Annotated in this window: 23 protein-coding genes; 14 read left to right on the top strand and 9 right to left on the bottom strand. The window is 71.2% G+C overall.

The genetic code is table 11. The annotated features are described in order from the left end of the window. Position 1 precedes the first annotated feature (1 nt). On the bottom strand, positions 2–313 hold the full coding sequence (locus FJ309_03305; protein ID MBM3953643.1) for a hypothetical protein: 312 nt from the start codon (positions 311–313) through the stop codon (positions 2–4). A 263-nt stretch (positions 314–576) separates the two neighbouring features. Here FJ309_03305 and lpxA point away from each other — a divergent pair, with 263 nt between their 5' ends. Next, entirely contained in the window at positions 577–1464 is an 888-nt protein-coding gene (gene lpxA, locus FJ309_03300; protein ID MBM3953642.1) for an acyl-ACP--UDP-N-acetylglucosamine O-acyltransferase, read from the top strand. Between the two features lie 105 nt (positions 1465–1569). Here the strand turns inward: lpxA and FJ309_03295 are convergent, their stop codons facing one another. Further along, the gene (locus FJ309_03295; protein ID MBM3953641.1) at positions 1570–2829 is read right to left on the bottom strand and encodes a sigma-54-dependent Fis family transcriptional regulator; all 1260 of its coding nucleotides are present in this window, start codon (positions 2827–2829) and stop codon (positions 1570–1572) included. 379 nt (positions 2830–3208) lie between these two features. Here FJ309_03295 and FJ309_03290 point away from each other — a divergent pair, with 379 nt between their 5' ends. From FJ309_03290 to cheB, 7 genes are all read left to right on the top strand, one after another. Then, a complete protein-coding gene (locus FJ309_03290) occupies positions 3209–4630 on the top strand; it encodes a hypothetical protein (protein MBM3953640.1) in 1422 nt (473 codons plus the stop codon). A gap of 38 nt (positions 4631–4668) precedes the next feature. Further along, positions 4669–6654 (top strand): methyl-accepting chemotaxis protein, encoded by a 1986-nt coding sequence (locus FJ309_03285; protein ID MBM3953639.1) that lies wholly within the window; start codon positions 4669–4671, stop codon positions 6652–6654. Positions 6655–6706: 52 nt separating this feature from the next. After that, on the top strand, positions 6707–7192 hold the full coding sequence (locus tag FJ309_03280) for a hypothetical protein (GenBank protein ID MBM3953638.1): 486 nt from the start codon (positions 6707–6709) through the stop codon (positions 7190–7192). Further along, entirely contained in the window at positions 7189–8538 is a 1350-nt protein-coding gene (locus FJ309_03275; protein MBM3953637.1) for a chemotaxis protein, read from the top strand. Before FJ309_03280 ends, FJ309_03275 begins: the two co-directional genes overlap by 4 nt. Further along, entirely contained in the window at positions 8535–9278 is a 744-nt protein-coding gene (locus FJ309_03270; GenBank protein MBM3953636.1) for a chemotaxis protein, read from the top strand. The genes FJ309_03275 and FJ309_03270 overlap by 4 nt, the downstream gene beginning before the upstream one ends. Before the next feature lie 65 nt (positions 9279–9343). Continuing rightward, positions 9344–11608 carry a hybrid sensor histidine kinase/response regulator gene (locus FJ309_03265; GenBank protein ID MBM3953635.1) on the top strand — a complete coding sequence of 755 codons (2265 nt, stop codon included), beginning with the start codon at positions 9344–9346 and terminating at the stop codon, positions 11606–11608. 75 nt (positions 11609–11683) lie between these two features. After that, positions 11684–12688 carry a chemotaxis-specific protein-glutamate methyltransferase CheB gene (cheB, locus tag FJ309_03260; GenBank protein MBM3953634.1) on the top strand — a complete coding sequence of 335 codons (1005 nt, stop codon included), beginning with the start codon at positions 11684–11686 and terminating at the stop codon, positions 12686–12688. Between the two features lie 40 nt (positions 12689–12728). On the opposite strand, the gene FJ309_03255 is transcribed toward cheB, so the two are convergent. Both FJ309_03255 and FJ309_03250 read right to left on the bottom strand, forming a co-directional pair. Continuing rightward, on the bottom strand, positions 12729–14207 hold the full coding sequence (locus FJ309_03255) for a hypothetical protein (GenBank protein ID MBM3953633.1): 1479 nt from the start codon (positions 14205–14207) through the stop codon (positions 12729–12731). Positions 14208–14291: 84 nt separating this feature from the next. Continuing rightward, on the bottom strand, positions 14292–15929 hold the full coding sequence (locus tag FJ309_03250) for a hypothetical protein (GenBank protein MBM3953632.1): 1638 nt from the start codon (positions 15927–15929) through the stop codon (positions 14292–14294). A gap of 181 nt (positions 15930–16110) precedes the next feature. Between FJ309_03250 and bshB1 the strand changes: the two genes are divergently transcribed. The 3 genes from bshB1 to FJ309_03235 all read left to right on the top strand — a co-directional run bounded on the left by bshB1 (position 16111) and on the right by FJ309_03235 (position 18085). Further along, positions 16111–16794 (top strand): bacillithiol biosynthesis deacetylase BshB1, encoded by a 684-nt coding sequence (bshB1, locus tag FJ309_03245; GenBank protein ID MBM3953631.1) that lies wholly within the window; start codon positions 16111–16113, stop codon positions 16792–16794. 162 nt (positions 16795–16956) lie between these two features. Further along, entirely contained in the window at positions 16957–17175 is a 219-nt protein-coding gene (locus FJ309_03240) for a hypothetical protein (GenBank protein MBM3953630.1), read from the top strand. Between the two features lies 1 nt (position 17176). Continuing rightward, entirely contained in the window at positions 17177–18085 is a 909-nt protein-coding gene (locus FJ309_03235; protein ID MBM3953629.1) for a tyrosine recombinase, read from the top strand. Positions 18086–18163: 78 nt separating this feature from the next. Here the strand turns inward: FJ309_03235 and FJ309_03230 are convergent, their stop codons facing one another. From FJ309_03230 to FJ309_03220, 3 genes are all read right to left on the bottom strand, one after another. Next, the gene (locus tag FJ309_03230; GenBank protein MBM3953628.1) at positions 18164–18796 is read right to left on the bottom strand and encodes a response regulator transcription factor; all 633 of its coding nucleotides are present in this window, start codon (positions 18794–18796) and stop codon (positions 18164–18166) included. A gap of 251 nt (positions 18797–19047) precedes the next feature. Continuing rightward, entirely contained in the window at positions 19048–20049 is a 1002-nt protein-coding gene (hemC, locus tag FJ309_03225; GenBank protein ID MBM3953627.1) for a hydroxymethylbilane synthase, read from the bottom strand. Beyond that, positions 20042–20821: a ComF family protein gene (locus FJ309_03220; protein MBM3953626.1), complete on the bottom strand. Its 780-nt coding sequence runs from the start codon at positions 20819–20821 to the stop codon at positions 20042–20044. Before FJ309_03220 ends, hemC begins: the two co-directional genes overlap by 8 nt. Here FJ309_03220 and FJ309_03215 point away from each other — a divergent pair. After that, entirely contained in the window at positions 20820–22013 is a 1194-nt protein-coding gene (locus FJ309_03215) for a YjgP/YjgQ family permease (protein ID MBM3953625.1), read from the top strand. The genes FJ309_03220 and FJ309_03215 overlap by 2 nt on opposite strands. A gap of 20 nt (positions 22014–22033) precedes the next feature. Here FJ309_03215 and FJ309_03210 read toward each other — a convergent pair whose 3' ends face one another. Further along, positions 22034–22699, bottom strand: a complete 666-nt coding sequence (locus tag FJ309_03210) for a hypothetical protein (GenBank protein ID MBM3953624.1) — start codon at positions 22697–22699, stop codon at positions 22034–22036. Positions 22700–22961: 262 nt separating this feature from the next. Here FJ309_03210 and FJ309_03205 point away from each other — a divergent pair, with 262 nt between their 5' ends. Both FJ309_03205 and csrA read left to right on the top strand, forming a co-directional pair. Further along, positions 22962–23402: a hypothetical protein gene (locus tag FJ309_03205; protein ID MBM3953623.1), complete on the top strand. Its 441-nt coding sequence runs from the start codon at positions 22962–22964 to the stop codon at positions 23400–23402. A gap of 71 nt (positions 23403–23473) precedes the next feature. Further along, positions 23474–23743: a carbon storage regulator CsrA gene (gene csrA / locus FJ309_03200; protein ID MBM3953622.1), complete on the top strand. Its 270-nt coding sequence runs from the start codon at positions 23474–23476 to the stop codon at positions 23741–23743. Between the two features lie 42 nt (positions 23744–23785). Here the strand turns inward: csrA and FJ309_03195 are convergent, their stop codons facing one another. Then, on the bottom strand, positions 23786–24367 hold the full coding sequence (locus FJ309_03195; GenBank protein ID MBM3953621.1) for a thioredoxin family protein: 582 nt from the start codon (positions 24365–24367) through the stop codon (positions 23786–23788). Positions 24368–24505 lie beyond the last annotated feature (138 nt).

Genomic DNA, 24505 nt, shown 5'->3' with positions numbered 1-24505 from the left:
CCTACCCTTGCAAGCCCCGTGATCGCGCCATCGCCTCCTCGGCCTCGGCGATCATGCCGGCCCGCATGCAGGCGACGCTGAGCGCCGTGAAGCTGAACGGGTCGAGGGGCTTCAGTTCGCAGACACGTCGGGCATGCCGGACGGCATCACCATGCCGCTCCAGGCGCGTGCACCACGCCGCGAGTGCCGAGTGGGCAAGATCGAACGTCGGATCGGAACTGACGACGTCCTCGAGATAGGCCACCGCGGCGGCGAGATTTCCCCCGTCCTTGAGCCGCTCGGCTTCAGCGTACCGTTCCTCGCGAGTCTCCATGTCGTTCGCTTCTTTTCTTTCTCGTGGGAGGATGCCGCCGCCGGCGGCGCGGAGACGTTTCCGGCAGTGTAGCCCCCTTCCCGGGCTCGACCGCGGGACCCGGACAACCGACGCGGTGCGGGCAACGGAGGTAAGGTGGGCGACCTGTCCGACATCCCTTGGGAACTGGGATTGAATCATCGCCGCACCGCTGACGATAACCCCTCCGCCGCGGAACTCGTCGGGATCCACGCCGACCCGCGACTCGCACGGTTCGGCGGCTCTTGGCCGCCCTTTACCACCCTCGGGGGACGACCGTGAGCATCCACCCGCTGGCAGTCGTCAGTCCGGACGCCATTCTCGGCGCGGGCGTCACTGTCGGCCCGTTCGCGGTGATCGAGGGCGGGGTCGTCCTCGGAGAACACTGCGCCGTCGGATCCGGGGCGGTGATCAAATCCGGCGTCACCGCCGGATCGGACAACGAGTTCCACGAGCACGTGGTGATCGGCGGCGCTCCTCAGCATGTCGCCCGCCCGGCGCATGTCGGCGGCGTCCGTATCGGACACCGCAACGTGTTTCGCGAGCATTCCACGGTCCACCGGGCGCTCCACGCCGACGGCCACACGTCGATCGGCGACGGCAATTATCTGATGGTCGGCGTTCACGTCGGCCACGACACGGTCATCGGGGACAACTGCATATTCGCCAATGCGGCGCTGCTCGGTGGACACGTCACGGTCGAGGATCGGGCGTTCGTGTCAGGCGCCGTGGCCGTCCATCAGTTTTGCCGTATCGGACGACTGGCGATGGTCGGTGGCCATGCCCGCGTCACCCAGGACGTGCCTCCCTACATGCTCATCGACGGCCAGACTGGATGCGTCGTCGGGCTCAACGTCGTCGGTCTGCGGCGCGGCGGATACACGGGCGCCATGATCACCGAACTGAAGGCCGCTTACCGAATCATCTATCGCCGCGGCATCCCGTGGGCCGAGGTCCTCGAGGCGCTCGCGCTGGAGTTTCCATCGGGACCGGTCGTGCACCTGCAGGCATTCCTGTCGAACGGAAAACGCGGGTTCGCTCAGGAGCGGCGCGGTCCTCCCGGAGTGACTCTGCGGATCCGCACTCCAGAGACCGACCCCGAGAGCGCCCACGCTCACGCGCGAGCGGGCTGAGGCAGAATCACCGCCCCCGTGGCCGCCGTCCGAGCGGTGGGCACCCCGAAGGCTAACGCGGCGATCGACCGAGCCGAGGAAACCGCCGGACTCGCCCGAGGGCACTCAGTCGTCACGCCCTGCGTCGACCGGTCCATCGGAGCTTCCCGGTTCGAGACCATGCCGCTGCAACTTGCGGCGGAGCACGGACCGATCGATTCCCAACAACTTCGCCGCCAGCGACTTGTTGTTGAGGGTCGCGGCGAGGGTCTTCTCGAGGTGCATCCGCTCGACGTCGGCCAGGGTCGGCCAGTCGCCTCCCGGAATCGGCCGCGGCTCACTCGACGGCTCGGCGGGAGCCCGCGCGACACCCACGCCGGGCGACTGCACCTCCGGAGCGACGCGGTACACGCCGGGGAGCCCCGTCGCCGCGAGAACCCCCTGGGTGGCGGCCTTCACCAACCCGGAAACATCGCTGGTCGCGCCCGGAACCGTCGCCTCGGCGCCGGCGAGGCTGACGAAAGCCCCTCCGACCTGGATCGGCCCACCGGACATCATGAACCCCGTCAGGGCATCGGGTTCGATCTCGTCGCCGGACGAGAACATCACCGCCCGCTCGAGGACGTTTTCCAGTTCCCGGACGTTGCCCGGCCACGAGTAGGACTGCAGGGCGTCGATCGCCGCCGGCGACAAGCCAAACAACGGCATGCCGTGCCGGGCGGCGAGCTCCGCCAAGTAGCGAACGGCGAGAACCGGGATGTCCTCAGGCCGTTCGCGAAGGGGGATCGTGCGGATGGTGACGACGTTGAGGCGGTAGAAAAGGTCCTCGCGGAACCGCCCCTCGGCGACCTCCTTCGAGAGATCACGGTTGGTGGCGGCGACGACCCGGACATCGACGGCGATTTCCTGGTGGCTGCCGACGGGCACGACCGTTCGTTGCTGGAGCACACGCAGCAGTTTCGCCTGCAACTCCAACTCCATCTCCCCCATTTCGTCGAGGAAGATGGTGCCGCCGTCAGCAGCCCGGAAACAACCGAGCGTCGAAGCGGTCGCCCCGGTGAAGGAACCCTTGAGGTGGCCGAACATGTGGCTGGCGAACAACTGGCCCGTCGTCGCTGCACAATCGACCGGGATGAACGGCTTGTTCGACCGCTTGCTGCACGCGTGAACGGCGCGGGCGATCAATTCCTTGCCCGTGCCGCTGGGGCCGAGAACCAACACGCTCGACTGATGGCCGGCCACCATCTCGATCGCCCGCCGGACCTGCTGAGCCCACGGCGAGATCCCGACGATCCGCTCGAGGAACGAACTGGATGCAGAGGCCTTCCGCTGCGCCGAGCGATCACTCGGCGTGGCGGCGCTGGATGGCAGAGGCGACGAGTTCATGGTCGGGACTCCCGTGACGGTCCAGTCGATTTCATTCGATGGCACGTATGACGTGCCTACCGCCAAAATCACTATCCCCGCGGCACGACGATTCCCTCCCGAGTCCGTCAGCGACACCGCCGCACGGTGGGGAGACGATCGTTCACCACGCCAAGCCTCGATGAGCCCTGCACCAAAGCCTGAATGGGTGGCGGTACAGTACAGTATTGAGATGGAGGATGCCAACTCCCCCCCGGCAGAGCCGACGCCCTACGGCCGCGAGACAGTCCCTTTGGGGGACCCACCTGACCCGCGGTGACGTGGGGGATCGGCGGCACCCGCTGGACGGCGTGGCCAGCGGCCCGCCGAGGGGTCGCGTTGGACGGCGTTCGAAGTCACGATGAAGTCGGCGTTTCAGGACGATCGATCGACGGCTTCACCGTACGGCCGGCAGACGTCCACGGCCCTTCGACGTCCCCCGCAGCCAGTTCGTCTCTCATCCATGCCGACCCACCCGCCGGACACGCCCGGATTCCTCGACCGCGGACGTTTCCGGTTGTTTGCCGGGCTTGTGTTGCTCGCCGCCGGTTGGTTCGTCGTCGATCGACTGCTGGTCGACCGGACGGCGATCGTGGTCGGCTTGTTGCACTCGCGCACCGGGCCCGATGCCGCGACCGAGGAGCCGATGCTCGAGGCGGAGATCGCCGCTCTCACCGAGTTGAACACCGGCGGTGGACTCCTCGGACGCCCGGTGCGGTGGGTCGTGGCGGACGGCGCCTCCGACCCCCAGTCGTTCGCGCGGCAGGCAGCCCGGCTGATCAGGGACGAAGGGGTGTGCGTGCTGTTCGGCTGCTGGCGGACACCGGGACGGAAGGCGGTCCTGCGAGTCGTCGAGGCCAACGATCACCTGCTCGTCTTCCCGGCTCGTTACGAGGGACTCGAGCAGTCCCGGCATGTCGTCTACGCCGGTCCCGTTGCCAGCCAGTTCGTCGGGCCGGGAGTGCGGTGGCTGACGGAGGACAGGGGAGCGTGGCGATTCTTCCTCGTCACCGCTGACGACACCTGGGGCCGGAGTGTCGAGGCGATCGCCGAGGACCTGCTCATCGGCTTGGGTTGCGAGATCATCGGCCGGTCGACGGTGACGGCGGAGCAGGACCTCGTCACGACGGCTGCCGCGATCACGGCGGCCCGCCCCGATGCCGTGATCAGCATGCTCGAATGGCCGATCTCCGCGAAGCTCTCGCGGAACCTCCGTGGCGGGGGGGTGCGATCCGAGACGACACCCCTGCTGGTGCTGCCCCTCTCCGCGCACGTCGTCCCCGGCGGCGATTCGATGACCGGGGCCGCCACGGTGGTCGCTACCTCGGCCGGCCCCCTCAGTCCGACGGGCCAGCGGCCCCCGGGGAGCCAAAGCGAGTCGACGGCTGGCGCCCGGACGGCCGTCGGCCTCTGGGCGCAGGCGGTCCGTAACGCCGATACCACCGACGTGCGACAGGTCCGCGAAGCGATTCGCTACGGCAGTCTGGCCGAGGCCGACGGCCTGCTCGCGGTCGACCCTGAGTCCCACCACACCTGGCAGCGGATGCGTGTCGCCGTGATCCGTCCCGACGGCCAGGAAGAAGACGCAGCCAAGCCCGTGCCGGCCCCGCTCCGCCCCTTTCCCTTCCCGACGACGCGCTCCCGCTCCCAGTGGGAGCAGTTCACTGCCGCGCTCGTGCGGCGCTGGGGAGGCTCGTGGGCACCACCGACCGCGATCGGGAACGGACCCGGTGACAGTCGTCCCGGCCAACCGCCGTCGCCCGAGCGAGGCACGGTGCGATGACGACGCGTCCCTCGGCCCGCGCGGCGGCGGAGCAATCGATGCCCCGGTCGATCGCCGGGAGGTTGTTGTTCTGGTTCCTGGTGATCGCCCTCATCCCCTGCGCGATCCTCACAGCCACCACGGCCCGGATCGCGACCCGGGCGCTCGAGAACTCGGTGCGCCGGAACCTGGTGCAGATCGCCGGTGCCAAGGCCAACGAACTGGAATCGTTTTCCGCCGAGCGGCTGCGCGACGGGGCGACGCTCGGGCGGTCTCCCGACGTCGCCCGTGCGATTCACGCGCTGGCGGCCGGCGACCGTCCCCGGGCCGGCACGGAACCGGCCATCGACCGGGCGCTGAAGTCGTATCTCGATTACGCCGCCCGCACCCTGGGTTACTCACAACTGCTCCTCGTCGACCGCGACGGCACGGTGCTGTACTCGCTCGACGACTCGGTGCCGACCGGCACCATGCTCGAGGAAGGGCAGCTGGCCGGTTCGGAACTCGCGGCCGGGTTCCGCCTGTCATCGTCGCTCCTGGCACCGGAGTTGTGCCGTTTCCAGGCGTATGGCCCCGCCCAGCGACAACTGGCATTCGTCACCAGCCCGGTCCTCGACGACGGGCGGCTGATCGGTGTGGTCGCTCTGGGACTGGGACCGGACCCGCTATGGCGCATGCTCGACGACTGGAGCGGTCTCGGCGAGACGGGCGAAATCATGGCGGCGATGCGCGTCGGTGACGACATCCTCGTGACCACTCCGTTGCGGCATGCCCCCGACGCGGCCTTCCGCCTGCGGCTCCCGCTCGACAGCCCGCGCGGACAGGCGGTCCTGCGGGCGACGCGCGGCGAGCGCGACGACGGTCCCGGGGTCGATTACCGGGGCGAGGCCGTGGCCGCGGCCTGGTGCTACCTGCCGAGCCTCCGGTGGGGGATGCTCGTCAAGCAGGACGCCCGGGAGGCGCTGTCGCTGGTCAACTTCCAGCGCGCGACGATCATCTGGTTGTCGCTGGCGACGATCGTCGGGGTGACGCTCGCCGCGTTCGTCGTGGCCCGGACGATCTCGACCCCGATCCGGACCGCCGTGGGGGTGGCACGGCAGGTCGCCGGTGGCGACCTGAGGGCCAACGTCGGCAACGGCTCCGACGACGAGACGGGGGCGCTGCTGGCCGCGATCCAGACGATGACCAACGACCTCCGCGGCCTCATCGGCCGGATCCAAAAGTCGTCGGTGGCGCTGATCTCGACCGCCACCGCGATCCAGGCGACGAGCACCGAGCAGCAACAAGTGATCAGCGACTACGGCGCTTCGACGAGCGAGGCCGTCGCCGCGGTCAAGCAGATCTCGGTGACCAGCCAGGAGCTGGTCCGGACGATGACCGAGGTCAACGACATGGCGGCCCACACCGGCGACATGGCGGCCGAGGGCCGGGTCAATCTCGCCGGCATGGGGGCGACGATGCGACACCTCGCCGACAGCACGCTGTCGTTCAACGCGAAACTGGCGGTGATCAGCGAACGGGCCGCCAACATCAACTTGGCGGTGACGACGATCACCAAAGTCGCCGACCAGACGAACCTGCTTTCGATCAACGCCGCGATCGAGGCCGAAAAGGCCGGGGAACTCGGGCTCGGGTTCCTCGTCGTCGCCCGCGAGATCCGCCGGCTCGCCGACCAGACCGCGGTCGCGTCGCTGGACATCGAACGGATGGTCAAGGAGATGCAGAACAGCGTCTCCGCCGGCGTCATGGAGATGGACAAGTTCACCGACCAGGTGCGCAGCGGCGTCCGCGAGATCGGCGAGGTGTCGGCGAAACTCGCCGACATCATCTCCGCCGTCCAGGGAATCACCGGCCGGTTCGGTCAGGTCACCGAGGGGATGCGCGCCCAGTCCCAGGGTGCCGAGCAGATCCGCGAGGCGATGATGCGCCTCGCCGAGGGGGCCGCGCGGACGGCCGAATCACTCACCGACTTCAACAGCGCCACGATCCATCTCCGCGAGGCGGTGGGCGACCTCAAAGAGGAGGTTTCGCGGTTCACGATCTGAAGCCCGCCGCCGCGGGCATTCCCCGCCGCCGGCCGGCCGTGACCGCGCAGGCATGCAACTGATCACCTTCACAATCGACGGCCAGTCGTTCGCCATCGAATCGCGCTACGTGATCGAGGTCCTGCCGCTGGTGCCGCACCGCCAGGTGCCGCTGCTCCCCGACTACGTCGCGGGGATGTTCATGTACCGCGGCCACCTGATCCCCGTCGTCGACCTCGGAGTCCGGCTCCGCGGGCGACCGGCGACGCGGAGGCTGAGCACCCGGATCATCGTCGTGCACTTCACCGCCATCGCAGGCGACAACGCTCCCAGCCGGGCGGTGCGCGTGGGACTGGTGGCGGAAAACGTCATCGCCACCTGCCACGCCGAGGAGGCCGACGCCTCCTATCCGGCACTGCGGCTGGACAACGCTCCTTTTCTGGGAGGTATCCTGCGCCTGGGTCAGGCCACCGTGCACCTGCTCGACGTCGAGCGGCTGCTCCCCCCGGAGATCGTCTCCGGGCTGTTTCCCGATGAACCCCGGCGCGCCCTCCCATGACGCCCGTCGAACCTGTCGACGAGACGACGGCCGAGGCGTTGCTGCGGCGCTGGATCGGCCTCGACCCGGGCACGGTCGGTCCGGCGGCGATTCGCCGCGCCGTCCGCAAACGGATGGCGGTCCTCGCCGAAACCGATGTCGAGCGCTACGCCGCGCGGGCCACCGTCGACCCCCTCGAACGGGATCTGCTGGTCGAGGAAGTCGTCGTCGCCGAGAGTTGGTTCTTCCGCGATCCCCAGGTCTACGGCTTCGTGCGCCGCTTCATCTGCGACCGCGTCGCGAATCGAGACCGGCAGGCGGTCCGGGTGCTGAGCGTGCCCTGCGCCGCCGGCGAGGAACCGTATTCGCTCGCGATGACGCTCCTCGACGCCGGGCTGGAGCCGGGGACGTTCGTCATCGACGCCTCCGACGTCAGCCGGTCCGCGCTCGAGCGGGCCCGCGCCGGCCGCTACACCGCCAACGCGTTCCGGACGAACGACCTCGCCTTCCGCGACCGGTGGTTCCGCACGGAACAGGGCTCTTCGGTGATCGATCCGACGGTTCAAGACGCCGTCCGCTTCTCCTGGGGAAACCTCCTCGACGAGTCGTTCACGGCGACGGCGTTGGCTGCGGGGCGTGCGCCCTACGACGTGATCTTCTGTCGCAATCTGCTCATCTACCTCACTCCCGCCGCACGGGTAGAGGCCGAACGGGCCATCGACGCGCTCCTCCGGCCCGACGGACTTCTCGTCCTCGGTGCTGCCGAACCACCGATCATGAAGGGGGCCTGGGTTCCGGCCGGCGAGGGCTCGGTGTTCGCCTTGCGGCGCGGTGTCGACGGCTTCGCGTCGATCGGCCGGACGGCACGGCGCAGACCGCGCGCCGAGTCGCTGCCCGGTACTCGACCGGGTAGCCCACCCGTGCGCCCCTCCGAGGCACCGGCCGGCGATGCCGCGACGCGGACGCCCTCGGCGCAGGCCGGGCCCACCGTGCCGCGGCCGTCCGTCGGGCCGGGCCCGCGCAGCGCGACGGCATCCGCGGCCGCTTTGCACCTGGCGATCCGGTGCGCCAACGAACTGGCCAATCAAGGGCGGCTGAGCGAGGCGCTCGAGGTCTGCGCCGAACACCAGCGTTCCGCCGGACCGACCCCGGACATCTATTTCCTGATGGGGATGATCCACCAGTCCGCGGCCGATCACGACGCCGCCCAGGACTGCTTCCACAAGACCCTGTACCTCGACGGCGCGCACGCCGACGCCTGCCTCGCCCTGGCCCTGCTCGCCGGACAGCGCGGCGACGCGCGGCTGGCGGAGCTGTACCGCCGTGCCGCCACCCGTGTCGTCGCCCGCCGGGGGGACCTGCGATGACCCCCGACGGCGGACCGCGTGCGTTTCCCATCGCCGGGCAGCCCCCGCCGGCGATCAAGACGATCCCCCCGCCCGATTGCTGGCGGACCATCGGCGTTTCGGGGGACCGCAGTTGCGCCGAGCTGGAGACCTTCATCCATTGCCGGAATTGCCCGGTCCTCGCCGAGGCGGCGCGCACGTTCTTCGACCGCCCCGCTCCGGACGGGTATCTGGAGAACTGGACAGCGATCCTCGACGCGCCCGAGGCCCCCGCCACCACCGCGGCCACGAGCATGCTCCTGTTCCGCCTCGGCCAGGAGTGGTTCGCGCTGCCGGCGGAGGTGCTCGTCGAAGTCACGTCGCTCCGCCCGCTCCACCGCGTCCCCCACCGCGGCGCGGGGGTGCTCGAGGGCCTGGTCAACATCCGCGGCCAGCTCCGGTTGTGCGTCTCGCTCCGTGGGATCCTCGGCCTCGCCGATCTGCGGGCGACCGCCTCGGGAGGTGACGGGGCCCCCGGACCGCCGGCGCGGCTCCTGGTCGTCGAATCCCGTGCCGGAGCTGCCGAAATGTGGGTCTTCGCCGTCGACCAGGTGGCCGGGGTACAGCGCGTCGAGCGCGGGGCACTGCGGTCGGTGCCGTCGACGGTGAGCCAGTCGGCAGCCCGCTATTCCCAGACGCTGTTCGATTGGCAAGGGCAGGCGGTCGGGGTCCTCGACGACGAGCGATTGTTCGCCGATCTGCGCGGCATGATGGCGAGCTAGGGCGGTCGCTGAACGGGACGGAAAGGGGCAACGCGGTGGCGGACGAAGACCTCAGCGGCTTTTCGATGCTGGAGCTGTTCCGCCTCGAGGCGGAGAGCCAGACGTCCGTCCTGTCCGCCGGTGTGCTGGCCGTCGAATCCCCGGACCGCTCGCCGCGTCTCGTGGAGTCGCTGATGCGCGCCGCCCACTCGCTCAAGGGCGCGGCGCGGATCGTGGGTCTCGATCCAGCCGTCCGGGTGGCCCACGCGCTGGAGGATTGCTTCGTGGCCGCCGGTGTCGGCACGCTGCGCGTCGGCCCGGAACACGTCGACGCCCTTCTCGAGGGCATCGATTTCCTGTCGGCGATCGCTGCCGCCGACGACGCCCTCGCTCCCGACGGACCGTGGAGCCGACGCGCCGACACCGTCGTCGCTCGGCTGACGTCGTTGGGCAGCACCACCGCACCGGCCCCCGCCCTCGTTCCGGCCGCAGCACCGCCGCCCCTCGTGCCCGACACCGCGGTGGCGGTCCCCTGGCACGCCGTCGCGTTGCCGCCCGATCCGGTCACGATCGCCGCCAGTGAAACGATGCTCGAGCCGGTCGACCGGGTCGTCCGTGTCTCGGCCGACAGCCTGACGCGGCTGGTCGGTCTCGCCGGCGAGTCGCTGGTGGAGACGCGGCAGTTGCGCCCGTTCGTCGACTCGGTGCTCTCGCTCCGGGCTGCCCAGGTCGATCTGTGCGACACCGTGGCGGCCCTCGAGGACCGGGTGACCGTCGACCGCTCGGGCCCCGCCTCCCCGCTGCCGGCGATGGTGGAGCGGCTCCGGGCGCGGTGCGAGGAGACACTGGTCGCGATCAATCGCCATCTCGAGGACTTCGAGAGCTTCGCCCGCCGCAACGAAGACCTCTCCGGCCGGCTGCACCACGAGGTGATCGTCAGCCGGATGCGCCCGCTCGCCGACGGTCTGCGCGGCATCCCGCGCCTCGTCCGTGACCTGTCGCGGACGCTCGGCAAGCAGGTCCGGCTCGAGGTCCGCGGCGAGCAGACGGGGGTCGACCGCGACATCCTCGACAAACTCGAGGCTCCCCTCACCCATCTGCTCCGCAACGCCCTCGACCACGGCATCGAACCGGTCACGGACCGCATCGCCGCCGGCAAGCCGGCCGCGGGAACGATTCTCCTCGAAGCCCGGCACCGCGCCGGGATGCTGCAGATCGTCCTCTCCGACGACGGACGTGGTGTCGACATCGAACGCCTCCGGTCGCGGGCCGTCGAACGCGATCTCGTCGCCCGGCAGGTGGCGGAGCGGCTCTCCGAGGCCGAGATCCTCGAGTTCCTCTTCCTCCCCGGCTTCTCGACGAAGGAACTGGTGACGGAACTCTCCGGCCGGGGTGTCGGCCTCGACGTGGTCCAGAGCATGGTCAAGGGCGTCGGCGGGACCGTGCGCGTCGCCAGCCAGCCGGGGCGACGGACCGTGTTCACCCTCCAGCTGCCGATCACGATGTCGGTGATCCGCGCGTTGCTGGTCGACATCGGCGGCGAGCCCTACGCCTTTCCGCTGACGCGGATCGACCGCATCCTGCTCTGCGGGCATGCCGATGTCCGCACGATCGAGGGCCGGCAGTACTTCGACCACGACGGCGGCTCGATCGGGCTGGTGGTGGCGGCACAGATCCTCGACGTCGACGGCGGGGAAGCCCCCGGTGATCCGATGCCGGTGGTGGTGATCAGCGATCGCGGCCAGCGCTTCGGGCTGGTTGTCAACGCGATCCTCGGCGAACGCGACCTGGAGGTCCGTCCTCTCGATCCGCGGCTCGGCAAGGTGCCCGACATCAGCAGCGCGTCGCTGCTGGAGAACGGGGATCCTGTCCTGATCGTCGACGTCGAGGATCTCGTCCTGTCGATCGACAACGTGCTGATGGGCCGCCGGCTGTCGCGGCTGGAGTTCGAGCGGATCGCGCAGCAGACCAGACGCTCCAAACGGATCCTCGTCGTGGACGACTCGATCACCGTCCGTGAACTGGAGAGACAACTCCTCCAATCGCGGGGCTTCACCGTCGACGTCGCCGTCGACGGGATGGACGCCTGGAACGCGATCCGGGGGGGCGACTACGATCTGGTGGTGACCGATGTCGACATGCCCCGGATGGACGGCGTCGGCCTCGTGACCCTGCTCAAGAACGATCCGCTCCGGCGCCACATCCCGGTCGTCATCGTCTCCTACAAGGATCGCGAGGAAGACCGGCTCCGCGGCCTCGATGCGGGGGCCAACCGCTACCTGACCAAGAGCAGCTTCCACGACGAGACGTTCCTCCACACCGTCATCGACCTGGTGGGCGAACCGGCCTGAAAGTTGAACTGTCCGCGGAGGCCTCGGTGCCTGCCGTGGCACCCTGACCCGTCCCGCCCCCCCGGAAACCCCGCCGTGCGCATCGCCATCGTCAACGACGTCCGGGCCGCCTGCGAGGCCCTGCGGCGGATCGTCGAGGGTCGGACCGGTCACGAGGTCGCCTGGACGGCCGTCGATGGTGTCGAGGCGGTCGCGATGGCCCGCCGCGACCGCCCCGACCTGATCCTCATGGACCTGCTGATGCCGCACCTCGACGGGGTGCAGGCGACGCGGCAGATCATGGCGGCCGCGCCGTGTGCGATCCTGATCGTCACCGCCACCGTGAGCGGCAACATCTCGCTGGTCTACGAGGCGATGGGCCATGGGGCCCTCGACGCGGTCGACACGCCGGTGCTCGGCCCCGACGGCGAGCAGGGTGCCGATGCACTGGTCGACAAGATCACGATGATCGCCAAGCTGGTCGGTGTCGCCACCGAGACGCGCCGCCCGGCTCGCCCCGCCCCCACCGCCGCCGTGCCACCGCAGCTGCTGGTCATCGGCGCCTCGACCGGGGGCCCGAAAGCGGTGTCCGACCTGCTGGCGCCGCTGCCGCGTGACTGGAACACGGCCGTGGTGATCGTCCAGCACGTCGACGTGGCCTTCGCCCCGGGGCTGGCGAAGTGGCTCTCCGAACGGACGGGAAGACCGGTGCGGGTGGTCGAAACGGGCCAGTCCCCGGTCGCCGGCGACGTGCTCGTGGCCGGGACCAACGACCACCTCGTGCTTACGGCGGGCCGGTTTCTCGAGTACCGCCAGGAACCCCACGACGTATTTTTCAGGCCAAGCGTCGACGTGTTCTTCGACAGCGTCGCCGCCAACTGGCCGCGGACCGGCGTGGCGGTGCTGCTGACCGGCATGGGAAGGGACGGGGCCCGCGGCCTGCTCCGCCTCAAGGAGCGGGGCTGGTACACGATTGCCCAGGACGAGGCGACGAGCGTCGTCTGGAGCATGCCCAAGGCGGCGATCGACCTCCACGCCCAGTGCGACGTCCTGCCGATCGGGCAGATCGCCCGGGCGGTGATTCCGCGCCTGTCGTCCTGAGCGACGACGGGCCTCGGCGAGCGTGGACCGGCGGCGGCGATCAAACAGTTCGTTCGATCGCCATGGGCGCCGCAGCACCGCCGGCGATCGTCGCGAGGCACTCCAGGACGGTCGCCTCGCCGCCGCGGAGGGCGACCACCTGCACTCCGACGGGAAGCCCGGCACTGCCGCGATCGACCGCGCGCGCCGCCGCCGCGACCGGATCGACCGACCAGGGGCGAGCCGCTTGCTCGTCGGCCTGGACGGTGGTGACCGGCACGCTGCCGGCAGCGAGATCGAGGAGGTTGGCGAGGAAGCAGGGCGCCGCGGCGAGCACGAGCAGCGCCGCGGTGCCATGGCGCAGGGCCGGCAGGGCAGACACCGGGCAGACGAGCGCGTCGTACCGCTCGGCGAGCGCCGCGACCCGGGCCGCGAAGGCCGTCCGCGCCGCGATCACCTCGGCCAGTTCACGGTCGTCGCGCGGTCCGGTGGCGAGGAGCGCCGAGGCCTCGATCCGACGCCCGAGCGACCGGGCGGCCACGGCGACCGTCGGCCGCCAGCGCCGTGGCAGTCGGGCGAGCCCGAGGATCCGCCGGATGCCGGCGATCGGCCGCTCGCCGGCGAACAACCGCCGCACGTCGGCCCCGCCGTCGGCCGACAACAGTGCCAGGTGCAGCCACGCGGCCTCGGTCGCGAGATCGTCGTCGATCCGCGTGGCGACCGCCCCCCGCGCCACGAGGATCCCGACCGCCTCGGCGACGGCACGGCGGATCGCCGGCGAGGCGCCGACCGGCCCGGCTTCGTCCCACCAGCCCACGGTGAGCGGCCCGTCGCGCGCCGGTGCCCCGGCGCCACCGATGAGCGTTGCCGCGGCGAGGTGCAGATCGGCGACTTCGCGGGCGAGGAACCCGGCGCGCGGACGGACGACGGTGAGGCTCGGGAGGTTGTCGAAGGCCCCCCCCTCGCCGAGCGCCGTGGTCCGGGGCACGAGGCTGCAGAGACCGCAGGCGTGCGCCGGTTGGCGGATGCTCCCGGCGAGGTCGTTTCCCAACGCCAGCGGCACCACCCCCGCGCCGACCAACGCCGCATCGCCTCCGCTCGACCCGCCGGGCCCGCGGGCGGGATCCGTCGGGTGTGCGGTGCGGCCGTGGACCGGGTTGTCGGTCTCGTGGAGGTACATCGCCTGGGGAACGTTGGCCTTCCCGACGACGATGGCGCCCGCCGCCCGGAGCCGGGCCACGAGGAGGGCGTCGGTGCGGTCGATCCGACCGCGACGGTTTCGGATACCCAACGTGGTGGGCAGGCCGACGACCCCGAAGCATTCCTTCACGCTCACCGGCACGCCGGCCAGCGGACGGCCGTGGCAGCCGCTGGCGTCGAGGGCGGCGGCCTCGGTGGCGGCCCCATCGTGGCGGGGCAGCACGAGGGCGTTGAGACGGGCATGGGACGCGCGATGGAGCCGGACATGCTCGGCCAACACCGCCGCAGCCGACGAACCGCCGGCGACCGCTGCCGCGATGGACCGTGCGGACGGGATCATCGGATGGCGCGGGCGACGGTCACCCGTCACCGTCTCCTGGGAACCAGTGGACAAAAACCCTGGAGCGCTTCGGCCAAGGACCAGCTACCGAGCGGGATGCCAGACCGCGGCGCCCCACACCACCCCATCGACGAGCGGAATGCCGGCGACCACGACGCTTTCGCCCACCTGGGCCGCCGGAGCGTGACGGGAGACGACGACGACCGACCGGGGCGCGGCAGCATCGCCGCCCGCCGCCGGCTGGAGGACCACCGCCGACGACCACATCCCGCCGCGACGGGTCGATGCCGTGAGCGTTCCGGTGACGACGAGCCCATCGTCGCCATTTGTCAAGGCCGCGGCCCCCGGCGGGGGCAGTGTGCCGAGGGGAGCGAACGCCCCCGGTTCGCCGATCCGCGCCGGCAGCGCCTCGGCGAGCTCCCGGTGCAGGTCGGGCAGCGGGCGTCCCGCGGCAGCGGCGGAATTGTCGACTACCACCAGTTCGGCCGCTGCCGCGGTGATCGCCCGGTACCACTGTTCCACGAGCTCCGGCCGGCGGTCGTCGTCGTCCGCGACGCCGTCGATGGCCCGGGCCGCGCTGGTCGCGCGGGCCACCGTGGCGGTGAGTCCGGCCCGGTCGATCTCCGCTGTCGCGGGCTCGGCGGGCAGCGGCGCGACCGTGCCGATCGCGGTCTCAGGATCGACCTCGGCAATTCCGGCGGGCTCGGCCGGGGAGCCGGCGGTCTCGATCGCGGTCGTGAAGGCAGTGCCGCGTTCGCCACGGCCCCTGGGCGGTGGCGGCAGCCGATCGAGGGTCGGGAGCCGTGGGCGCCCCGAGGCCCCGCGAACCTTGGCAGGCACGAGGAACCGCATGCCTTCCGGCAGGGCGGCGCCGACCCGGAACGGATCGCGGTGGAAACCCCACAGCAGGATCGCGTAGGCGACGGGAATCGAGAGCAGGCCGCCGAGGACGATCCCGGGCAGTTGCCGAAGGGCGCCGCCGTCGTCGGCGCGGCGGGGACGCCGCGCCCCGGCTCCGGGCAGCGTGGCGAGGTCATGAGCCAAGGCGATGCCGTCGGTGACCCCCTGCGAATCACCGACGAACGATTCGGATCCGCCGGAGCCCTCGCCGGAGCTCTCCGCGGAGCCGACCCCCTCGAAGGCCGTCGACTCGTCGACGACGGCGTTGAACAGGGCCGACTCCGAAGCTCCGTCGGGCTCCCGAACCGAGTCGCCATCGGGATCCTCGGCGATCACGACCGAAGCGTTGTCACCAGGGTCGTGGGCCGATTCACCGCCACCCGCGGGAAGAAACACGGCCGGCCGGCGTGACAGCGGGTCGACGGGCTCGGCTGCGTCGAAACCGCCCGGGTCGTCGAGGGCTTCTTCACCGTCTGAATCGAAGACCGAGTCGCCGGGTTCGGCCTCCGCCTCGGCGAAGCTCAAGTCGTCGGCAGCGCGCGGCGCATCGCGACGTGAAGGGGAGATCCCGTCGCCCCCGTCCTGCTCGCCATCATGGTCGCCGACGACGAAGTCGGGAGGGGGAAAGACCGTCAGCGCCGGAACAGGCCCGCGGCCGGAGGATTCGTCGGCGAGGGGCACGGGACCTTCCCCCTCCCCCCCCTCGGCCCGCGCCCGGTCGCTGTCCCCGCCCCCGGCGTCGCCGTGATCGACGGGCTCATTGGCGCCGGCCCGCTCGTCATCCCCGGCCGATCCCGGCGCAGGGTCGGAACGATCGTCCATGCCTGGCTCTCTCTCCGCGGGCCGCAGACCGTCGCTCGACGCACGACGCCTCCCGCCGATTCTACCCGACGGCCCTGCCCGGAGCCGCGTGCAGCGTCACGGCCGCAGCCGCCCCGCGGGTATGCTGTTTCCGTGGTCGCTGGCCGACCGTCGCCACTCCCCGTTCGTCCACTGGCCGGCCATGATCGACGCCCTCGTCATTGCCCCGCATCCGGACGATGCCGAACTGGGCATGGCGGGCACGATCGCCCTGCTCCGGGCCCAGGGACACTCCGTCGGCGTTCTCGACCTGACCGACGGCGAACCCACGCCCCATGGATCGGTGGAAACGCGGGCGCTGGAGACGGCAGCGGCGACACGGGAACTGGGACTCGACTGGCGGGAGAACCTCGGCCTCCCCAACCGCCGTCTCCGGGCGAACCTCGCCGCCCGCGCCGCCCTCGCCGGCGTCATCCGTCGCACCCGTCCGCGCTGGTTGTTCGCGCCGCACTGGGTCGATGCCCACCCCGATCACATCGCCGCCACTCGTCTGGTCACCGCGGCGCGGTTCTGGGCGAAGCTCACGAAATGCGACCTGCCGGGGGAACCGTGGCACCCCCAGCGGATCTACCACTACGCCGCCGTCCACCTCAAGGTCCACTTCCGACCCGCCTTCGTCGTCGACATCTCTTCGACGTGGGAGGTGAAGCGACGTTGCCTGTCCTGTTACGCCAGCCAGTTCCCCCCCGACGCCCCGCCTCCGACGGTCCTCGACCGCGTCGAGGCCGCCGCCCGGTACTTCGGCGCACTCGCGGGAGTCAGCCACGGCGAGGCGTTCACCTGCCGCGAACCGATCTGTCTGCGGAATCTCGGCGGTTTGTTCTGACCGCGGCGGCGGTGGACGGCGGTAGCCCCGCAGGATCGCAGGGACTTGACCGCGCCATCCCCGGATCAGTGGGGCGGCAGGTTGACGGCGACCGATAGCACCTCGGTGGGCGCGTCGCGTCCGACCGATCCCCGAGGGCCGCCCCGCATGCCGTCGCGCGACATCAACGTGATTGCCCTGGTCAAGGGGGGGGAACGCTACGTGTTCCTCTACGACGACGAGAGCCGCGACGCGGCCGTGAGGGTGCTGGGGAAGTATGCCGCCGATCCGGACCTGAACTTCTCGTGGCACGACGCCGCGGTGCTCGGCGACAAGGTCCGCCGGGCCCCGGCCCGCGCCGGGCGCGTCCGTTTCGTGCCCCCAGCCGATCGGCCGGCCTGAGATGGCGGCGCGGGAAGGCGGCCCGTTCGACGCGCGCGCCGAGCGGTTCCTGGAGCACCTCGCCTCCCAGCGCGGCGCGTCCCCGCTGACCCTCAAGAGCTATCGCGAGGACCTTCTCCAGCTCGGCGGGTTCCTCGCCTCGGCCGGCTGCGCGGACCCTGCCGGCGCGACCACGACCCTGCTGAGGCGCTACGCCGGAGGCCTCGCGGCCAGCGGCTACGCCGCGACGACCGTCGCCCGCAAACTCGCCAGCATGCGAAGCTTCTACGCCTTCGGCCAGCGCGAGGGCTGGGTGCGTGCCAACCCGGCGCGGCCCGTCCGTAGCCCCCGCAAGGCGCGCCGCCTGCCCCGATTCCTCTCCGGCGAGGAGATCGCCCGGCTCCTCGCCGCCCCGAATCCACGGGCCGCCGGCGGTCTCCGCGACCGGGCGATCCTCGAGCTGATGTACTCCGCCGGGCTGCGCGTCCGCGAGGTGGTCAGCCTCGACGAGGCCGATCTCGACCTCGACGACGGTTCGGTCCGGGTCCGGGGCAAAGGGCGACGCGAACGGTTGGGGATGGTCGGGCGCCACGCCCGCGACGCGCTGTCGGCATGGCTTACCTCACGAAGCGACGGTCACAGCGGGCGCAGCCGGGCGCTGTTCACCAACCGCGCCGGCGGCCGGTTGAGCGTGCGGGGCGTCGCCCGGCTCCTCGAAAAGCACCTTGCAGCGGTCGGGCTGGCCGGACGGGCCAGCCCCCACACGTTGCGGCACAGCTTCGCGACCCATCTGCTCGACGCCGGCGCCGACATCCGCAGCGTCCAGGAGCTCCTCGGGCACAAGAGCCTGGCGACGACGCAGATTTACACCCACGTCACCACCAGCCGGCTCCTCGAGGCCTTCGACAAGGCACATCCGCGGGCGCGGTGACGGACGATCCCCTCGCCAAGGGCTGGCGGCGGCGCTCCACGGGCTGTTCCGGCCTGGCGGTCGTCCCCGAGCAGCCGCTCAGACCAAGCCGCGGCGCACGGCCCACACCGCCGCCTGGGTCCGGTCGGAGACCGCGATCTTGCGGAGGATGTTCTGCACGTGCTCCTTCACGGTCTCGACGCTGATCGTCAGCGACTGGGCGATCTCCTTGTTGGACAGCCCCAACGCCATGTGACGGAGGACCTGCGTCTCGCGCTGCGTCAGCGGGATGTCGGGATCCGGCGCCGCCACGCGGTTGGCCATCGTGGTCGCCACGCGGCGCAACTCCCCCGCCCGCATCGGCAACTGCCCGGCCGCTGCACCGGCGATCGAGCCGAGCAACTCGGCCCGCGACGCTCCCTTGAGGATGTAGTCGTGTGCTCCGCCGGCGACCGCACGGGCGACGTACGTGGGATTGTCGAAGGTCGAGAGCATCACGACCTTCACGTCGGGGCGTTCGGCCCGGATCTTCTCCAGCGCCGTCAGGCCGTCCTTCCCCGGCATGCGGATGTCGAGCAGCACGACATCGGGGCTGAGTTTCTTGGTCAGCCGGATCGCTTCTTCTCCATCACAGGCCTCACCGACCACCTTGACGTCCGACCCGGCCAGCAGGCTGTTGAGACCGCGCCGAACCACTTCATGGTCATCGGCGATCACGACCTTGATCGACATGGAGCTACCTCTTGGGGGGGAGAAACTCGACCAATATTCTGCGTCACCCGCGCACCGTGGGCAAGCCGCCACGACGCCCAACCTGTTGAACCTGTCATTTTACGCGAATTGCGCCCGGGGCCTGGCGGCCGCCTTTCACGACACGCGCGCTACGACGGCACGGAGAATCACGCGACGAGCGTCGATCGCGCACAAGCACCGCCATCCTCCGCGGCGTGATCCCGGTCTGGAGGCGACGTCAAGGCTTCCCGTCACTGCCCGCTCTGTTCCCAGCGCTGCCGCATCCGCGCGAGCATCCCGTCGGCCCCGCGATCGCGGAGCCGTTCGGCGATCCGGAGCCCCAGGGGCGCGCCATCCATGGCCGGGGGCGCGAAGCCGGTCTCGACGATCCGTGACACCGCGGAGTCGCGTTCCTCGAGGACACATGCGGTGAGCGACAAACCACCGTCGGCACGGGCGCGAGCGACGGCGCCGATCGGGGCGAGGCACCCTCCGGCGAGGGCCGCCAGGCAGGCCCGCTCGGCCGTCACGGCCCGCCGGCTGAGGGGATCGTCGAGCGGGGCCAGGAAGCTGGCGAGCGCCGCGTCGTCGGTGCGGATCTGCACTGCCAGCGCCCCCTGGGCGATGGCGGGCCAGAAGCCGGTGGCGGCTTCGCCAGCCGGCGACGAGGCGCTGTCGATCGCCACTGGACCGGGCGTGAGGACCTCGTCGACCCGCGCGGCGAGACCGAGGCGCTCGAGGCCGGCACCGGCGAGGATCAACGCGTCGTACCGGCCCTCGTCGAGTAACCGCAGACGCGTGTCGACGTTGCCGCGCACGGGGAGGATGCGGAGATCGGGTCGCACCAGCCGCACCTGGGCCACGCGGCGGATGCTCGACGTTCCCACGACCGCCCCGGCGGGGAGCGCCGCCAAGGTCCGAGCCGTGCGCCCGACGAACACGTCCCAGGGCAGCGCTCGGGGGGGGATGCATGCGAGCGACAGACCGGCCGAGTCGGCCGTGGGGAGATCCTTGAGGCTGTGCACGGCGGCGTCGATCCGACTTTCCCGGAGTGCCGACTCCAACTCGCGCACGAAGACTCCGTCGCTCCCCAGCCGCGGTGGCTGCGGATTGCCCTCGTCTCCGCGGGTCAGGATCGGAACGGTCACGACCCGGGCCCCGAGCGCCTCGAGGCGGCGCACGACCCAGCCGGTCTGGACGCGTGCCAGACGGCTTCCCCTCGTGCCGACGCGGATGACGGTCTGATCAGGCATCGCTGGCTCTGGCCCGGGCGACGACGACGCCTGCCACCGCTGCCGCTCCTCCGGCGGCGAGGGCGCGGTGGCACGCGCGCAGCGTCGCCCCGGTCGTCATCACGTCGTCGACGAGGAGCACGCGGCGTCCCGCCACGGCGCGGCGGACGGCGATCGCGTCGGCGAGATTGCCCTGCCGGTCCGCGACCGGGATGCGGTTCTGCATCACCGTCGCGCGGGTCCGCCGCAGGGCGGCGACGACCGGCAGCCCCGCCGCCCGCGCCAGTCCGCGGGCGATGTCACCGGTGGCGCTCGTCCCCCGGCCCAACCGGCGCAGCCAGTGCATCGGCACCGGAACGACGACGTCGGGGCACCACGCACGCAGCCGTTCCGCGTGGCGCTCGGCGACCAGGCCGCCGAGCGCCTGCGCCACGAGGGCCCCGGCGGGGCGCTTGCAGCGCAGCACCGCCTCGCGGAGCGGGCCTGCGTAGGGCCCGAGGACGAGACACCGCGGATCGGTCGCGCCGGCGGTCGGCCCCGGGCCGGCAGTGCCGGCGCCACGGTCGGGCGCGGCGAACGGACACTCCGTCGCGGCATGCGCGAACTCCGCCGCACAGGGGGCGCAGAGCCGCGGCACCACGACGGACTCCGCCGCGGGCAGGTCGACGGCGCACCAGGCACACCGCAGCGGAAAGAGCAGGTCGGCGGCGACGGCAGCGAGCCGCCGCCCCGCGGCGAGGAGGCCGGTTCGCCCAGCTTCCACCGTCCCCGTCGCCGACAGCGGTTGACCCATGGCCCGCGTCTTCCTATCGTCCGCCGCCCGGCTGCACGCCACCACCCCGCGGGTCCCACCGATGCTGATCGACCGGTACGTCACGCGGGCGCAGCTTCACGCCTTCCTGATCGTGTTTCTCAGTCTCGCAGGGCTGTCGTTCGTTGTCGATGCCTTCACCAACCTCGAGGAGTTCATCGGCCACGCTGCCTCCGCCGGGGGCCTCGGCCGCGTCCTCGGGCAGTACTACGGCTGTCGGCTGATCTCGTTTTTCGACGCGACGAGCAGCATCGTCGCCCTCGCCAGCGCGATGTTCGCCCTGTCGTGGCTCGAGCGCCACAACGAGCTGACCGCCCTGTTGGCGGCGGGAATCGACCGCTGGCGGATCGCCCGGCCGACGCTGGTCTTCGCCGCGGTCGTCAGCCTGCTGGCGGTTGTCAACCGTGAGCTCGTCCTGCCGCAGATCCGGACGGCGATCTCGCGCAACGCCCAGGACCTGCGCGGCGACCGTCCCCAACCGTTCGAAGCCCGCTACGACCACGACACCGAGATCCTGTTCCGTGGGCGGACGGCGCAGGCCGGCCTGGCGCGGATCGAGGCCCCGAGCCTGCTTTTGCCCCCGGCACTCGCCGAGCACGGTGTCACGCTCGATGCCGCGGAGGCGGTGTGGCTTCCGCACGACGACCGTCACCCCGCCGGGTACGTGCTCCGCGGCGTCACCGAGCCGGCCGGGATCGACCGGCTGCCGGCGGTCGCCCTCCGTGGCCGGGACGTTGTCCTGACCCGCACCGACCACGACTGGCTCGCGCCTGGCGAATGCTTCGTCGTCAGTGCCGTGACGTTCGAGCAGCTCATCGGCTCGACCAACTGGAGCCAGTACTCGTCGACGGGGGAACTTGTCCGGGCGATCGCCAACCCGGCGCTCGGGGTGAGCGCCGACGTACCCCTGCGCGTGCACGCCCGCCAGGTGCAGCCGCTGCTCGACATGACGCTCGCCGTCCTCGGGCTCCCCTTGGTGGCGGGCCCGTCCCGGCGGGGGATCTTCGTCGCCGTCGGCCTGTGCGTGGGGCTGACGGTGCTGTTCTTCCTCGTCGTGCTCGGCTGCCACGCCCTGGCGACCGGCTACGTCGTCTCACCGAGCGTCGGCGCCTGGCTGCCGGTGCTGATCCTCGCCCCGTTGGCCGCCTGGCTCTCACAACCGATGTGGGAGTGACGAACCGGACGCGGCGGTCGTCAGCCGCCGGCGGGGGCCGCTGCAGCCGGTGCCTGGTCGACCGGAAGCGGAGGGGGGAGGACTTCGAGCGATCGGGCGACGAGCGGGGCGATCGCCTCCAGCGGCAGCGCCGCAGCGGCCTCCTGCCCGACCTGCCAGGCCAGGACGTTGCAAAACTCCTGGTCGTCGTTGGCGGAGATCCAGACTTCGCCCGTGCCGGGCACCTTGAGCACCTTCCAACGCCCGACGACGCCGCTGCGCGCGGTCTCGTCGCGGGGGCCTTCCCACTTGGCGTCGGCGACCCGCACCTGTTGGAGGATCGCGGCCTCGACATCCTCGCGGCGGCGTTCGGCCTTGGGCACCACGCCGAGGGCGAGGATCGCCGGGGGGGCTCCGGCGGCGGCGGCGAATTCGAAGCCGGCCTGGAAGCCGGGCACGTCGGGAAGGAACGCCGGCCGGCCGCGCGGCGGCGGCGCCGTCGGGTCGACCTGCTCGGTGAACACGCGCGGGACGCGGACCCCGATCCGCCCGCCGGCGACCGAGACCGGCTGGGGATGCAGCAGCGAAAACTGCGAATCGAGCCGGTGGTCACTGACCGCTTTGGTGTACTGCTTTTGCCAATCCCCCGAGAAGCACCCGGCGACGACACACACCAGCGGCACCCACCACATGCGGCGCTCGTTCACGGTCCACCTCCCTCGCCCCGGTCGCCGGTCGCTGGGGCGGCCACCGGCGGCTCCCCACTCCCGACACGACCGACAATGTAGTCAAAAACCGTCGCCTCGCCCCGTCCCCCGCCGCCGTCGCCCCTTGCCCGATCCGGTTTTGTTCGCCAAGCCTTTTTTCTCCACCCCGCCACCCCCGACTGCCGATCATTCCTCGGGCGGACATGGTCCCGATCCGGGAGTCTCCCGGACGGGGCCGTCCGCGCTGGCAAGGGAGTGCCCCATGCGGATCAACACCACGCGCTTCGGCCGGATCGACGTCGACGACGCCGACCTGCTCACGTTTCCCAGCGGCCTTCCCGGCCTCGAGGGGTGCCGCGAATGGGCGCTGCTGGCCGATGCCGCCAACGACGCCCTCGGCTGGCTGCAGAGCACCGATCGGCCCGATGTCGCCCTCGCGGTGGTCAGCCCGCGGCGCTTCGTGCCCGGCTACCAGGTGCGGATCCCGCGCAGCGAGTTGCTGCCGCTGGCGATCGGCAACCTGCGTGACGCCCAGCTCGTGGTGGTGGTGTCGCGCAACGGCCACCGGCTGACGCTCAACCTCAAGGCTCCGATCGTCATCAACCTCGCCGCCCGGACCGGACGGCAGGTGGTGGCCAGCGGCGAGTTGCCGTTGCAACACGAACTGGGCGACGAGCGCCCGCACCTGAAACACAGCGCATAATTCGGCAGCAGGCCCGCCCCCGTGCCGGCCACCACGGATAGGTAGCGAAAGGATCAGCGAAGGAGCGATCGATGCTCGTGCTCTCCCGGCAACGCGACGAAAGCATCATGATCGGTGACAATATCGTCATCACGGTCGTGGACATCCGCGGAGACAAGGTGCGGTTGGGGATCAATGCCCCGGCCGAGATCCCGGTGCACCGCCAGGAGGTGTACGAGGCGATCCAGATGGAGAACCTCCGGGCCTCGCGGCTCGATCCGGGGGAGGCCCGGGGCCTGCGGTCGGCGTCCGATTCGCGCCCCGAACAGAGCGGGAAGCCCGGCGATCCGCCGCGGCGCTGAGCACGCGGCGTCGTGCCGGAGCCGACGGCCGTCCGGCTGACGTCAGGCGGCGAAGTAGTCGGGCTCGTGCCCCGGCTTCCACTTGATGTTGCAGCCGATGCTCGGCTTCTGCTCCGTGGCGACCGGCCGTCCGCCGACGAGGGCGTCGATCGCGGCGCGGAGGTCGCCACCGTCGACCGGCACGCCATTGCCGGGGCGGCTGTCGTCGAGCTGGCCCCGGTACACCAGCCGGCGCTCGGCATCGAACAGGAAGAAATCGGGCGTGCAGGCGGCCCGGTAGGCTTTCGCCACCTGCTGGGTCTCGTCGTAGAGATAGGGAAACGGATACCCCCGTTCCTCGGCCTCGCGGACCATCTGCTCGGGCGAATCGGCGGGATGGCTGGAGACGTCGTTGGCGCTGATCGCGACCACGCCGATGCCGCGGCCGATCGCCTCGCGACCGAGGCTCGCAAGCTGGTCGGCGACGTGCTTCACGAACGGGCAGTGGTTGCAGATGAACATCACCAGCGTGCCGCGCGGACCGGCGGCATCGTCGAGCGTGACGACCCGCCCGTCGACATTGGGCAGGGCGAAGGCCGCCGCCGGCGTCCCCAGGGGCATCATCGTGCTCGCCGTTCTCGCCATCGCTGACTCCTCTCGGGCAACGGGCCGTGGATCCGCGGCCCGCCCGTCGCCACCGGCGGGACCGCGCGGGACGGCCGCCGCCGTCGACGCCATCGTAGCAGCGTTCGCCGGGTGACTCACCCCGGCGCCGGCAGGCGA

This window comes from Planctomycetota bacterium, assembly GCA_016872555.1.
Lineage (GTDB): Bacteria > Planctomycetota > Planctomycetia > Pirellulales > UBA1268 > F1-20-MAGs016.
This window is presented reverse-complemented; position numbering and strand designations above follow the sequence as displayed.

Coding starts and splice junctions, on each gene's coding strand:
- FJ309_03305 (MBM3953643.1), bottom strand. CDS start 313: ATGGAGACTCGCGAGGAACGGTACGCTGAAGCCGAGCGGCTCAAGGAC.
- FJ309_03295 (MBM3953641.1), bottom strand. CDS start 2,829: ATGAACTCGTCGCCTCTGCCATCCAGCGCCGCCACGCCGAGTGATCGC.
- FJ309_03290 (MBM3953640.1), top strand. CDS start 3,209: ATGAAGTCGGCGTTTCAGGACGATCGATCGACGGCTTCACCGTACGGC.
- FJ309_03285 (MBM3953639.1), top strand. CDS start 4,669: ATGCCCCGGTCGATCGCCGGGAGGTTGTTGTTCTGGTTCCTGGTGATC.
- FJ309_03280 (MBM3953638.1), top strand. CDS start 6,707: ATGCAACTGATCACCTTCACAATCGACGGCCAGTCGTTCGCCATCGAA.
- FJ309_03275 (MBM3953637.1), top strand. CDS start 7,189: ATGACGCCCGTCGAACCTGTCGACGAGACGACGGCCGAGGCGTTGCTG.
- FJ309_03270 (MBM3953636.1), top strand. CDS start 8,535: ATGACCCCCGACGGCGGACCGCGTGCGTTTCCCATCGCCGGGCAGCCC.
- FJ309_03265 (MBM3953635.1), top strand. CDS start 9,344: ATGCTGGAGCTGTTCCGCCTCGAGGCGGAGAGCCAGACGTCCGTCCTG.
- FJ309_03255 (MBM3953633.1), bottom strand. CDS start 14,207: ATGATCCCGTCCGCACGGTCCATCGCGGCAGCGGTCGCCGGCGGTTCG.
- FJ309_03250 (MBM3953632.1), bottom strand. CDS start 15,929: ATGGACGATCGTTCCGACCCTGCGCCGGGATCGGCCGGGGATGACGAG.
- bshB1 (MBM3953631.1), top strand. CDS start 16,111: ATGATCGACGCCCTCGTCATTGCCCCGCATCCGGACGATGCCGAACTG.
- FJ309_03235 (MBM3953629.1), top strand. CDS start 17,177: ATGGCGGCGCGGGAAGGCGGCCCGTTCGACGCGCGCGCCGAGCGGTTC.
- FJ309_03230 (MBM3953628.1), bottom strand. CDS start 18,796: ATGTCGATCAAGGTCGTGATCGCCGATGACCATGAAGTGGTTCGGCGC.
- hemC (MBM3953627.1), bottom strand. CDS start 20,049: ATGCCTGATCAGACCGTCATCCGCGTCGGCACGAGGGGAAGCCGTCTG.
- FJ309_03215 (MBM3953625.1), top strand. CDS start 20,820: ATGGCCCGCGTCTTCCTATCGTCCGCCGCCCGGCTGCACGCCACCACC.
- FJ309_03220 (MBM3953626.1), bottom strand. CDS start 20,821: ATGGGTCAACCGCTGTCGGCGACGGGGACGGTGGAAGCTGGGCGAACC.
- FJ309_03205 (MBM3953623.1), top strand. CDS start 22,962: ATGCGGATCAACACCACGCGCTTCGGCCGGATCGACGTCGACGACGCC.
- csrA (MBM3953622.1), top strand. CDS start 23,474: ATGCTCGTGCTCTCCCGGCAACGCGACGAAAGCATCATGATCGGTGAC.
- FJ309_03195 (MBM3953621.1), bottom strand. CDS start 24,367: ATGGCGAGAACGGCGAGCACGATGATGCCCCTGGGGACGCCGGCGGCG.